The following is a 12,462-nucleotide window of genomic DNA, read 5'->3' on the forward strand; positions in this document are numbered from 1 at the left end:
AGAGTTTATATGACAACGATTCACCGTTATAAACGTGCAATGACTATCGTACTTCTATTAGCAGTATTTCTGGTTAGCGCTTGCGGGAACGATGCAAAAACGGCAAATGATAAAAAAGAATCCAATGCGAAGGCTGAAACAGCTGCTCCCGCGAACACAGATAAAGCGGCTTCGGCTGGTGCTGCTGAGCTGGATTTAACTAAAGTAACACTCGTTGTCGGCCAGACAGGCTGGGGCAACTTCGAGGCCGGTTTCCAAGCAGCAGGTGTGGATAATACGCCATATAAGGTGGAGTATCAGGTATTCCAAGGCGGCAATCTGCAGCTGGAGGCGATGGCTGCGAAGCATTTGGATCTGGCGCTAACGAGTGAAATTCCGCCTATCTTTGCTTCTCTAGCGGCCAATGGCGGCAATTTCAAAATCATTGCGGTGTCCCAGGGGACTACGCTGCAGCAGGAAATTGTCATTCCGAAGGATTCGCCAATCAAGACGGTTGCAGATTTGAAAGGAAAGAAAGTAGCCTATGTCAAAGCGACAACCGCTCATTATTTCCTGCTGAAAATATTGGAGAATGCAGGATTAACCTGGGGAGATATTGAGCCGGTAGAATTGTCGACGGCAGACGGCCTCAGCGCTTTGATTAGCGGAAGCGTTGATGCATTAGCGAGCTACGGCAATGCGATTATTACCTCGAAACAGAAGGGGGCCACTACGCTTGCGTCTGCCAAAGACATTTTATCTGGCAACTTCCCGGTTGCAACGACTCCAGCCAACATTGAAGATCCGTTGAAGCATGCTGCGATCGTGGATTACCTCAAGCGGATTAACCAGTTTCATGAATGGGCACGTGCACATGAACAGGAATGGGCAGAAATTGTAGCCAAAGCAACGAAGCAGGACGTAACTCAGGCGCTGGAAACCTACCATAACGGAGAACAACAGCGTCCGACCAAAATTATTCCAACCTCGCCTGAAGCCATTGCCTCTCAACAGGATGTAGCGGATGCCTTAACGAGTGTCGGTCTGTTATCCAGTAAGATCGATGCCAGTCAGATCTGGTCGAATGCATTCGACGACGAGCTGAAATAGCGAATAGTGAAGGGGAATGAGCAGGATGTCTTCAACGAATGCAGGCAATAAAATAAGGAGGAGAGCGCTGCCGCTCCTCCTGCCGGTCGTTATTTTGCTGCTATGGCAGCTGTTAACAGCTTTCGGACTGATCGATAGCAATGTAATGCCTATGCCGATCGAGGTATTCAAAGTGTTAATTGAAACGATCCGCAGCGGCGAATTGCTGGATAACCTCGGCATTAGTGCGCTCCGTGCGATCAGCGGCTTCCTAATCGGGGGCGGACTTGGCTTCGTGCTTGGCCTCTTGAACGGCTTCTGGCGGATATCGGAGGAAGTAACCGATTCTACCATTCAGATGGTTCGGAACATTCCGTTATTTGCATTAATTCCGCTAGTTATCGTATGGTTCGGTATCGGAGAAGAAGCGAAGCTGTTTCTTGTCTCGGCCGGAGTATTCTTCCCCATCTACCTCAATACGTTTCACGGTATCCGCTCCATTGATCCGGGTCTCGTAGAGATGGGGAGAGTGTATGGGTTAGGACGTCTGTCCCTTTATAAAAATATTATTTTGCCGGGAGCTATGCCTTCCATACTCATAGGGGTCAGATATTCACTTGGCATTATGTGGCTCACATTAATTGTGGCGGAGACGGTAGCGGCTAAGTCGGGAATCGGCTATATGGCAATGAACGCCAGAGAATTTATGCAGCTGGATGTTATTATTCTGAGCGTTGTCATTTATGCGCTGCTGGGTAAGCTGTCGGACAGTCTGGCGAAAACGCTGGAGAAGCGGCTGCTGCGATGGAACCCGAACTATGTCGCGCGTTAAGGAGGGGGGAGCACAATGGGGGAATTGAAAAGGGGAGCACGCTTCGAGCTGCGGGGCTTAACGAAGCAGTTCAAGGAAAAGAAAGTGCTGAAAGATATTAATTTGACGGTTAATCAAGGCGAATTTATCGCTATCGTCGGAAGAAGCGGCTGCGGTAAAAGCACGCTGCTCCGTCTGATCGCCGGACTGGAGCAGCCTTCATCCGGTGGTATTATTTGGGGAGATGCGGAAGGACAGACAGGGAAAACAGGCGAGCATATTCGTTTTCTGTTCCAGGAGCATCGTCTGCTGCCATGGAAGAGCGTTCTTGATAATGTCCGCATCGGTTCGAAAAATGACCGCAATCGGGCAGCCGAAGTGCTGGAGCAGGTAGGGCTCGGTGATCGGGGAGCGGAATGGCCCAGTGTATTGTCCGGCGGTCAAAAGCAGCGCGTAGCATTAGCGAGAGCGCTGGCAAGCCGCCCGAAGCTGCTGCTGCTCGATGAGCCGCTTGGCGCGCTTGATGCGTTGACGCGAATCGAAATGCAGCAGTTAATCGAATGGCTTTGGCAGGAGGAAGGGTTCACGGTTATTCTTGTCACCCATGACGTGAGCGAGGCGATTACATTAGCGGATCGTGTACTTCTTATTGAAGAGGGGCAAATTTCTCTAGATGTGCGGATTGATTTAGCGCGGCAGAGAGAACGGGATAACGGTTTTACGTATTATGAGAATTTAGTGCTGCAGCGTGTGCTCGGTAAGCCTGCGCTTCCAGGCATAGGCGCAGCAGGGCGCAAGGTAAGTTATTCTATTTGAATAAGTTGAAAATGGGCTCCCTTGATAAAGGGAGCTTATGCTTCGTATAAACAGTATAAAAGGTTACCTTGATTATACTAACAAATTAACCCTCTCTTCTGGACTATTCTCCGCCTCGAAATAACGGATAATGCCTCCAAATCACCTGCTTTATTCGAACGGATTTCCTCGGCTTTATGATGTCCAAAATGTAAAAGTACATTTTGAAGAGCCTCAAACGGGCCGAAAATGCGATCAAAATGCAAAAGTACATTTGAAATCTGTCTATTTCTTCAAAATGGCCCGTTTTGGGCCAATCAACCTGCACATTTGCATTTTGATGCGATAAATCGATAAAAATAGGGCTGACAACATGCATTATTGCATTTTGATTTGTAAAGCTTCTCAATAATTGATAGAAGCCAAGCTCTTTTGTCTTCATTTTCAACTTAAGGTGAAGTCGAATAAAGAGAGAATTTGTAGAATATAGAAAAGTTTTGGTGTATACTGGAAACACTATATGAGATAGAGGTACTAGATGGGGAAGAAGACATTACAATTTATCGTAACACTGGGTCTATTGGCAAGCTTATTGGCTGGCTGTTCATCCGGCAGCAATAGCTCTAATGAGGAAATCAAGCAGCTTAAGCAAGAAATTGCAGCGTTAAAAGAAGAAAATGAAAAGCTGAAACAAGGCAACGTGCCTGCGGACGAAGAGCAGAAGGCTTCTGAGAACGAAGCTCCGGCAGAAGAGCCGGAACAGACTCCAGAGACAGCTAGCAGCTTGGCGGTCGAAGTGAATAAAGCAGTCACAATAGCGGACTTTGCTGAATTTACGGTTACTGGAACAAAGTTTGCAAAAATCGTTAAGCCCTCCAAGCCTGGAACGTTCTACACGTATTATGAGGCCAAAGAGGCGGATACGACCTATTTAGCTATTACGATCAAGCTTAAGAGCTTGTTAGAGGGCGGTAAAAAGGCTGACAGATTTGCCGACGTTACAGTCAAATATAATGACAAGTATGAGTACAAAACCTTCTCAACCATTGAGGATCAAGGCGGCGCCGATTTCACCTACACGAATATCACGTCAATTGAACCTCTCAAAACTGCAACGTTGCTCTATCTTGCAGAGGTACCGACCGAGGTAGAGACGGGAACGTCGCCGCTTAAAGCCGTCATTACAATGAATGACAAAGAATATGAACTCATCATTCGTTAATAGGATTTAAGGCTAACCGTTCTTTTCGCGGTTAGCCTTTTTCGTATCATTATAAGTGCTATGGTTGTTTATCATGCGAAGCTGCAACTGCAGCATCGACAAGCTTGCTCTACGAAAAATGCCGCACCACATCTGCAAATTGCTCGACCTGTGCCGTCCTGTTGCTATGAAGCCAGCAGATTGCCAGCTCCACTTCAAACATCGGTTCCGCGAGCGGGATATAGCTGATATCATTTTCGAATAGCTTGTTCATACAATTCAGTACGAACGCAACGCCAACACCGGCGGCAACGAGTCCGATGACGGCTTGATCGCTGGCAGCTTCCTGTACGATATTGGGGCTGAAGCCAGCCTGCCGGCAGAACAGGACGAAGGCGTCGAACATCATAGGCGAATCGTTCCGGTTCAGCACGACAAAAGGCTCCTTGGCCAAATCGGAAAGATGAATCTCATCTCTAGCGGCCAAATGATGATGTTTCGGCAAGGCGATGACGATAGGCTCCAAGGAATAGGTGAGCCAGTTCATACTTTGTTCGCTATGCTTATCATTTAAGTAGACAGAAAAACCGATATCGATTTCTCCTTGAAGCAGCTTTTCCTCCAGCAGAAACGAATCCATCTCCTGCATCACAATTTCAACATCGGGATATTGCTCACGATACAGACGAACCACACTGGGCAAAATGCTGTACAGCATAATTCCGAAGTAGCCGATCGTCAATTTGCCTCTTCTTCCGCCTTCCGCCCGAATCGCTTCATCCACACCCCGCTGCAAATGCATGAATACAAGCTTAACCTCTTCCAGCAGCGCTTCACCCGCTAACGTCAGCTCCACTTTGCGCGTCGTACGTTTGAACAATTTCAGATTCAGCTCAGCCTCCAGTAGTCCGATCTGATGGCTGACCGTCTGCTGGGAAGCATGAAGACGCTCGGCAGCGCGGCCGAAATGCAATTGATTAGCGACCTCGGCAAAATATTTCAACTGCTGCAGCTCCATATTTGACATCTCCTAACCTAAACAATGATCGAAGTAACTTCTCTTTTTTTGATTATACTATTTCAGTTGTTAATCAACAAATAATTAGCTCTTTTTATGAGTAAATAAACCTTCGTATACTAGAGGTGCAGAAACGACATGAAACGGGAGGTAAAAAGTGATTGCAGCAGAGAGTGCACAAACGAAAGCAGATTTAAGTACCATCAAACGAGGCCCCATCATTACCGCTTTAATTATCGGCGCTTTTGTCGCAATTCTGAACGAAACGCTGCTAGGCATCGCATTTCCAGATTTAATGAATCAATTTGGCGTTGAGACGGCTACCATTCAATGGCTGTCAACCGTCTATATGCTGGTCATTGGCATACTTGTGCCCGTAACGGCGCTGCTGCAGCAATGGTTCACGACAAGGCAGATGTTTTTGTCCGCAATGCTGCTGTTTCTAATCGGCACCATAACATGCGGCTTTTCCAATTCTTTTGAGCTGTTATTAGCGGGACGAGTTGTACAAGCATCTGGCACCGGATTGCTGATACCCGTGATGATGAACACGATTCTTATTATTTTCCCGCCAAACAACCGGGGAGCAGCTATGGGCATGATAGGACTCGTGTTAATGTTTGGGCCAGCTATCGGGCCAACCTTATCCGGACTCATTATTGATTCATTAAGCTGGCATTGGCTGTTTTTCCTCGTTATACCGCTAGTCGTTATATCGCTTGTGTTTGGTTTTCTGTATTTGAAAAATGTATCCGACATTACAAGGCCGAAGGTTGATGTGCTGTCGATACTGCTGTCGACGATCGGGTTTGGCGGAATCGTATATGGCTTCAGTAAAGCCGGCGAGGTTTCCTGGTCGGAGCAAGACGTCATTTGGACCATTGCTGCGGGCGGAGCTGCGCTTCTGCTGTTCGTTTGGCGCCAGCTGGTTTCCAAGCAGCCGATGATGGATTTGCGGGCATTCAAATACCCGATGTTCGCGCTGACGGCGATTCTCATGATCGTCATGACGATGACGTTATTCTCAACTACGCTAATCCTGCCATTGTATATGCAGAAGGCTTTGATGCTGACAGCTTTCTCAGCAGGACTGACGCTAATGCCAGGAGGTATCGTCAATGGCATCATGTCACCAGTTTCGGGCAAGCTCTTCGATAAATTTGGCCCAAGAGTGCTTGTCGTACCAGGGCTTATCATTACAGCTATTTCCCTGTTTCTGATCTCAGGGATAGGGCTTGAGACGAGTAAAGGGATGTTAATCGCGCTGCATGTCATTCTAATGATTGGCATTTCCATGATCATGATGCCGGCGCAGACGACAGGGCTGAACCAGTTGCCAAGACATCTCTATCCGCATGGAACGGCGATAATGAACACGCTGCAGCAGGTTTCGGGCGCAATAGGAATGGCATTGTTCATTAGTATTTTCTCCAATGGCACCAAATCGTATTTGAAGACTTCCGCCAATCCAGCAGCACCGGAAGAAGCGGTTCACGGCTTAGTAGCGGGAATGCAGGACGCATTCCAGATCGCTTTCTACATCGCGCTTATCGCTCTCGTACTAGGTCTGTTCGTAAAACGAACCAAAGCGCCGGAAGGTGAATCAGAAGAAGGGCAATCCCGTCCAGTCATGCATTAATAGAAGCGGTGGCACGGCATTCAGAATGAGATTCATAAATAATAACCGAGGTGATTAGGATGACAAAACTAGCAAATAAAGTAGCTATCATTACAGGCGGTGCTTCAGGCGTGGGGAACGGCATCGCAAAGGCTTTTGTTAAAGAAGGAGCGAAGGTTGCAATCGTAGATTACAACAAAGAAGCGGGAGAGAGAGCTTTAGCAGAATTGCAAGAGATCTCGCCAGACTCCATTTTCATACATGCAGACTTAGCTGATTTTCAAACGCACTCTCCAATTATAAGCCATACGGCATTTACATTCGGGAAAATTGACATACTCGTCAACAATGCCCAAGCCTCAAGGGTGAAGCCGTTCGAAGAAATAACGCCGGAAGATTTGGAGCTGCCGTTTAAAACCGGATTTTTCCCGACCTTTTACTTGATGCAATACGCACTCCCTTATTTAAAACAAACAAAGGGACATATTATTAACTTTGCATCGGGAGCAGGCATCAACGGCGATTTGAATCAGGCCGCATATGGAGCTGCCAAGGAAGCGGTGCGTGGCCTGTCGCGTGTTGCGGCTAATGAATTCGGACCCTATGGCGTGAAGGTGAATGTCATTTGTCCGTTTGCCAATTCGCCGGGTGTTCAAATGTGGGCAGAGCATATGCCGGAGCATTTCGAAGAGACGCTCTCCAAAATCCCGATGCGCCGGGTAGGGGACGTGGAACAAGACATTGGACGGGCTGTAGTGTTCTTCGCCAGCCAAGATTCTGATTATATAACGGGGCAAACGTTAATGGTGGATGGAGGCGGCTGCAGACTGTAAGCCAACTGAAGAATGGAAGATACCCGCAGGGGCCAGCTTGTACAAGCCTCTGCGGGTAAAGTCATCATGAAGAGAGGCGTATATGTTACAAAAAATAATCGATTACCTGGCAGAGTTTGGTACGCTGGGACTATTCATTCATTCTTTTATGGATGCTATTATTTTTCCGATTCCGGCACTGTTTCTGCAGCTGCCGCTCAGTATTCTTAATCCTTCTAATGCGCTTTGGCTGGCTACAGCAGGCTTTTTTGCTTGCTTGTTAGGCACACCGGTTGGCTATTTCATCGGGCGTATGATCGGAAGCTCTGTGCTGAACAAATTGCTCAAGAAGGACTGGGTCGACAAAGCAATGAGTTTGTTTCAAAAGAATGGGGAGGCCGCTATTCTGATCGGTTCCTTCACGCCAATTCCGTTTAAAGTATTCACGATTATCTCGGGCTCACTCCGATTTCCGTTATGGAAGCTGCTGGCTTTTGCCTCAATAGGGAGGGCCGTCAAGTTTTATTCCGTGGGCATATTGTTCTATGTTTATGGCCGTTCGGCTGAACATATGGTGAAGCACGTATCCTTATATTTGCTCGTAATTGGCGTTCCGCTCATCCTTATCTTTCTGTTTGTGCGGAAGAAGCTTAGACAGCGGAAGCTTAAAACGATTGAAGCGCTTGATTTCTCAGAAGAATCATCGGAGAGTTCATCCGTTAATCCATAGATATGATAAAAGAGCTTTCTTCTAGCAGCGGCTGTATCACGGTATTTTACCGGTGAACGGCCGTTTTGTTTGCGTTCCTGCAGCGCATCAGTTACGATTTCGTTATATTGTACAATAACTAGTGAGAGAGGGACGGATACAGATGAATGTTAATCATTCCATTAAATTAACGTCGTTGTCCAGCAAGGGAGGCTGCGGCTGCAAAATCGGGCCTGCCGATCTGAAACAGGTTATAGCAGGTCTGCCGCAAGCCGAGCGGAATCCCGATTTGCTTGTCGGTATTGAAACGAGCGATGATGCCGGTGTTTTCCGTATTAGCGATGATACGGCTCTCGTTCAGACGGTAGATTTTTTTACCCCCATTGTAGATGATCCTTACTCGTTTGGACAAATTGCAGCTGCAAACGCTATCAGCGATATCTATGCGATGGGCGGAAAGCCGTTAACGGTATTAAATATCGTAGCGTTCCCGATTGCGACATTGGATAAAAGCATTTTGACCGACATTTTACGCGGTGCTGCTGATAAAGTGAAAGAAGCCGGTGCCACCCTTGTAGGCGGGCATTCAATTGATGATAAAGAACCGAAGTTCGGTCTGGCTGTTACAGGCCTCATTCATCCGGAGCGTGTGAAGACCAATGCAGGGGCTAAGCCAGGTGACAAACTCATTCTGACCAAACCTATTGGCGTGGGAATCATGACGACCTCCATTAAGAGAGAGCTTCTGAGTGCAGAGGAAATAGAACGAGTTACGGCTGTAATGGCGGCCTTGAACAAAACCTCGGCTGAAATTATGAACCGGCATGATGCCCATGCCTGCACGGATGTAACAGGATTTGGCCTGATCGGACATGCTCTGGAAATGGCAAAAGGCAGCGAGGTCGGAATTATTATTGCGAATGAAGCGGTTCCGAAGCTGCCGCGCGTGCGAGAGCTGGCGGAGTCTGGCTGCGTGCCTGGCGGAACGAAAAATAACTTTAAGCATGTAGAAAATGACGTCGTATTTCCTGCTGAAATGGATCAAATCGATCAATGGATCCTTTGCGATGCAGTCACGTCCGGCGGCTTGTTAATTGCGGTTGCAGCAGAACAGGCTGAATCGATGCTGGACGAGCTTCAAGAAGCCGGAGTCGAAGCGAACATTATTGGAGAAGTGACATCAGCGCATGCCGGACAGATTAAAGTCGTGTAACATCACCTATTAAGGAGCAAACGCTATGTTTCAAGATATAACGGTTGAAGAATGCTCGGAGCTGCGAAGCAGGAAGGAGCTTGTCCTGATCGATGTCAGGTCTCCATCGGAATATGCGGATGCATCGATTCCAGGCAGCCTTAACATTCCAATCTTCAATGATCAAGAAAGAGCCGAGATTGGGACACTCTACAAGCAAGTTAGCGTGCAGGCTGCCAAAGAGAGAGGCTTGGAGATTGTATCGGCCAAGCTTCCCGCTTTTATCAAGACATTTGCTGAAATACCGGATAACAAGGCTGTGTTCTGCTGGCGCGGCGGTATGCGAAGCAAGACGACAGCGACGGTATTGTCTCTAATGGGCATCCGAGTATACCGGATATCGGGCGGATACCGGGCTTATCGGCAATATGTTGTGGAGCAATTGCAGCAAATCCGCTTTGAACCGCAATCCTTTGTGCTGCACGGAAATACGGGAAGCGGTAAAACGGCGATTTTGCGGAAAATGAAAGAGAAAGGCCATCCAGTCTTGGATCTGGAAGGCTATGCAGGCCATCGCGGCTCGATTTTTGGCGGCATTGGTCTGGCTGCTCATAATCAGAAAATGTTTGATGCGCTGCTGCTACAGGATCTGCAGGCAAATAGCCAGTCTCCTTATGTTATGTTCGAAGCTGAGGGCCGTCGAATCGGGAAAATTACAGTACCTGATCTCATGATGGATGCCCGTACAAAAGCGCATCACATCCGTCTGGATTTGCCGATCGATGCTCGAATCAGACAAATTGTTGAGGACTATAAGCCTTGGGAGCATATCGATGATTGTATCAGCTCGTTCCGGCTCATTAAATCTCGTATCCATACACCAATCGCAGCGGAGATCGAATCCTGCCTGCTGAGTGAGAACTATCACGCCGCGGTGGAGATGCTGCTCACTTATTACTATGACCCCAAATATACACATTCTTCCGGGGAACATAATGAAGAAGTAAGCTCTGTAATTCAGGCTTCAAGCGTGGACGACGCTGTCATACAGTTGGAGAAGCTGGTGCAGCAGTAATTATTGATCTGTAGAAACTGTGGTTTGGTCTACGTATCGATGCAGCAAGGTCATATTAAAATGCAAACGATCATGCATATTTGCAGTTCTCGAAAAGGTCGCCTCTCCAGCAGGCGGCTTTTTTTATTTTCAAAGCGGAATCATTTGACTTTTCACGAGGAGTGTTTTACTATTCAACTAATAAGTTGAATAGAGGTGTTTCACTGTGATGGATATGCAGCAGCTCAGTCGTGACTTTAAGGACAGTTTATACCGCCAGTTTGCGCGAATCGGTAAAAGCATGTCAAGTGAAAAGCGGCTGGAAATTCTTCATTTGCTGTCTCAAGGGCCTAAAGCGGTAGAGCGTCTGGCATCCAGTACGAATTCAAGTATCGCCAACGTCTCCAAACATCTGCAGGTGCTTTCTGAATCGCGATTAGTTAAATATCATAAGCAAGGAAATTATGTGTTCTATGAGCTTGCGAATCCCCAGGTAGCGGAATTTCTGCTCTCGTTATGGAATATAGGTGAGGTGCAATTGACAGATGTGCAGCGAATTAAAGAGGAGTATCAGCAAAACTTCTCTGCTATCCAGACGCTGACAATGGATGAGCTTGTCTCGAAAATGAACAGCAGCGAGGTCGTTCTGCTGGATGTTCGTCCCAAAGATGAGTTTCAAACGGCTCATATTCCAGGAGCGCTGTCGATTCCGATCGATGAATTGGAGGCTCAAATCGCTGCCTTGCCCAAAGACAGGGAAATCGTAGCCTATTGCAGAGGGCCTTATTGTATTTATGCGACACAGGCCGTTCAGTTTTTGCAGGAGTATGGCTATCAGGCGTTTCGTATTGAAGAGGGAGTTTTGGAATGGGAGCAGTATAGCGGAGGAGGAGAGTCATGAGACAAATCTATTTGGATTACAACGCAAGTACGCCGATTGCACCTGAGGTATTGGATTCGATGTACCCTTACTTGCAAGGGAGCTACGGGAACCCGTCCTCCAGTCATTGGGCTTCCGCAACGGTGAAGGAAGCGCTTCAAACGGCGCGAGCCAGCATAGCTGCATTGCTAAAGTGTGATCCAGATGAAATCGTTTTTACAAGCGGGGGCAGTGAATCCAACAATTACGCTCTTAAGGGTGTCTATTTTGCTCTAAAAGAGAAAGGCAATCACATTATAACGACAACCGTAGAGCATCCGGCAATTCTCAATCCTTGTTCCTTTCTGGAACGTTTGGGGGCGAAGGTTACCTATGTAGAAGTGGATGAGACGGGGTCCGTGTCACCGGAAGCGATTGAGGCTGCTATTACCGAGCAGACCATCCTTATTACGGTCATGCATGCGAATAATGAAGTTGGCACCATTCAACCGCTTAATGAAATCGCTCAAATTGCTAAGAAGCATGATATTGTATTCCACTCGGATGCCGCGCAATCTGTGGGGAAAATTCCGGTTCATGTTGATGAGCTCGGTGTAGATTTATTGTCTATTGCCGGACATAAACTGTATGCGCCAAAAGGGATTGGCGCTTTGTATATTCGCAGAGGCACTCCGCTTGAGTCATTTATTCATGGAGCGGGCCATGAGCGGGGTATGCGTGCAGGGACGGAAAATGTGCCCTACATTGTGGCACTGGGGAAAGCGGCCGAACTGGCAGTGCAAGCACTCGGGGGACAAAGCCTTCACAACTTAGGCCGATATTTTCTTGACCAGCTGTATGCGCGATTCGGAGGCTTGGTGAAGCTGAACGGTTCGCAGGACAATCGGTTGCCGAATACCGTCAATGTTAGCTTCGTCGGATTGGACGGCAATGATATTTTGAGCAAAATCCCTCAATTGGCCGCGTCCACCGGATCAGCCTGCCATGCAGGTCTGACAACTATCTCACCTGTGCTGAAGGCGATGAATGTTGATGAACAGACGGCCCGCGGAACGATCCGGTTCAGCGTAGGGCGTTACACGGAGCAGGAGGAGCTTGACGAGGCGCTGCAGTTGTTGGAAAAGATCATTTTAGAGAATTGAGAATTGAATTGATGCGAAGCAAGGCGGCTTCGCAAGACTTAGGCCGTTGCTTACGAAGTTAATTTTGCTTCGCAGAACTAAGCCAATGCTTACGAAGTAAGTTTTGCTTCGCAAAACTAAGCAGATGCTTACGAAGTAAGTTTTGCTTCGCAAAACTAAGCA

12 protein-coding genes are annotated in these 12,462 nt (G+C 47.6%); 11 read left to right on the forward strand and 1 reads right to left on the reverse strand.

Annotated elements, in window-relative coordinates:
• The first annotated feature begins 9 nt into the window (after window positions 1-9).
• From ACFVVF_RS02020 to ACFVVF_RS02035, 4 genes are all read left to right on the forward strand, one after another.
• Complete coding sequence (locus ACFVVF_RS02020; protein ID WP_387804918.1) at window positions 10-1,089, forward strand: ABC transporter substrate-binding protein; 1,080 nt, start codon at window positions 10-12, stop codon at window positions 1,087-1,089.
• Window positions 1,090-1,114: 25 nt separating this feature from the next.
• Window positions 1,115-1,900 carry an ABC transporter permease subunit gene (locus ACFVVF_RS02025; protein WP_387804920.1) on the forward strand — a complete coding sequence of 262 codons (786 nt, stop codon included), beginning with the start codon at window positions 1,115-1,117 and terminating at the stop codon, window positions 1,898-1,900.
• A 15-nt stretch (window positions 1,901-1,915) separates the two neighbouring features.
• Window positions 1,916-2,695: an ATP-binding cassette domain-containing protein gene (locus ACFVVF_RS02030; RefSeq protein WP_387804921.1), complete on the forward strand. Its 780-nt coding sequence runs from the start codon at window positions 1,916-1,918 to the stop codon at window positions 2,693-2,695.
• A gap of 517 nt (window positions 2,696-3,212) precedes the next feature.
• Window positions 3,213-3,896: a bZIP transcription factor gene (locus ACFVVF_RS02035; RefSeq protein ID WP_387804923.1), complete on the forward strand. Its 684-nt coding sequence runs from the start codon at window positions 3,213-3,215 to the stop codon at window positions 3,894-3,896.
• A 109-nt stretch (window positions 3,897-4,005) separates the two neighbouring features.
• Here the strand turns inward: ACFVVF_RS02035 and ACFVVF_RS02040 are convergent, their stop codons facing one another.
• Window positions 4,006-4,893 carry a LysR family transcriptional regulator gene (locus tag ACFVVF_RS02040; RefSeq protein ID WP_387804925.1) on the reverse strand — a complete coding sequence of 296 codons (888 nt, stop codon included), beginning with the start codon at window positions 4,891-4,893 and terminating at the stop codon, window positions 4,006-4,008.
• Window positions 4,894-5,095: 202 nt separating this feature from the next.
• Here ACFVVF_RS02040 and ACFVVF_RS02045 point away from each other — a divergent pair, with 202 nt between their 5' ends.
• The 7 genes from ACFVVF_RS02045 (at window position 5,096) to ACFVVF_RS02075 (ending at window position 12,300) form a co-directional block, all read left to right on the forward strand.
• The gene (locus tag ACFVVF_RS02045) at window positions 5,096-6,532 is read left to right on the forward strand and encodes a DHA2 family efflux MFS transporter permease subunit (protein WP_387808736.1); all 1,437 of its coding nucleotides are present in this window, start codon (window positions 5,096-5,098) and stop codon (window positions 6,530-6,532) included.
• 59 nt (window positions 6,533-6,591) lie between these two features.
• Window positions 6,592-7,344, forward strand: coding sequence for an SDR family NAD(P)-dependent oxidoreductase (locus ACFVVF_RS02050; RefSeq protein WP_387804927.1), 753 nt, complete (start codon window positions 6,592-6,594; stop codon window positions 7,342-7,344).
• 82 nt (window positions 7,345-7,426) lie between these two features.
• Entirely contained in the window at window positions 7,427-8,053 is a 627-nt protein-coding gene (locus ACFVVF_RS02055) for a YqaA family protein (protein WP_387804929.1), read from the forward strand.
• Window positions 8,054-8,195: 142 nt separating this feature from the next.
• The gene (gene selD, locus ACFVVF_RS02060; protein WP_387804930.1) at window positions 8,196-9,245 is read left to right on the forward strand and encodes a selenide, water dikinase SelD; all 1,050 of its coding nucleotides are present in this window, start codon (window positions 8,196-8,198) and stop codon (window positions 9,243-9,245) included.
• A 25-nt stretch (window positions 9,246-9,270) separates the two neighbouring features.
• A complete protein-coding gene (mnmH, locus tag ACFVVF_RS02065; protein WP_387804932.1) occupies window positions 9,271-10,299 on the forward strand; it encodes a tRNA 2-selenouridine(34) synthase MnmH in 1,029 nt (342 codons plus the stop codon).
• A gap of 208 nt (window positions 10,300-10,507) precedes the next feature.
• Window positions 10,508-11,179, forward strand: coding sequence for a metalloregulator ArsR/SmtB family transcription factor (locus tag ACFVVF_RS02070; protein ID WP_387804934.1), 672 nt, complete (start codon window positions 10,508-10,510; stop codon window positions 11,177-11,179).
• A complete protein-coding gene (locus ACFVVF_RS02075) occupies window positions 11,176-12,300 on the forward strand; it encodes a cysteine desulfurase family protein (RefSeq protein WP_387804935.1) in 1,125 nt (374 codons plus the stop codon). The genes ACFVVF_RS02070 and ACFVVF_RS02075 overlap by 4 nt, the downstream gene beginning before the upstream one ends.
• Window positions 12,301-12,462 lie beyond the last annotated feature (162 nt).

The sequence above is a fragment of the Paenibacillus sp. NPDC058174 genome (assembly GCF_042883865.1).
Taxonomy (GTDB): domain Bacteria; phylum Bacillota; class Bacilli; order Paenibacillales; family Paenibacillaceae; genus Pristimantibacillus.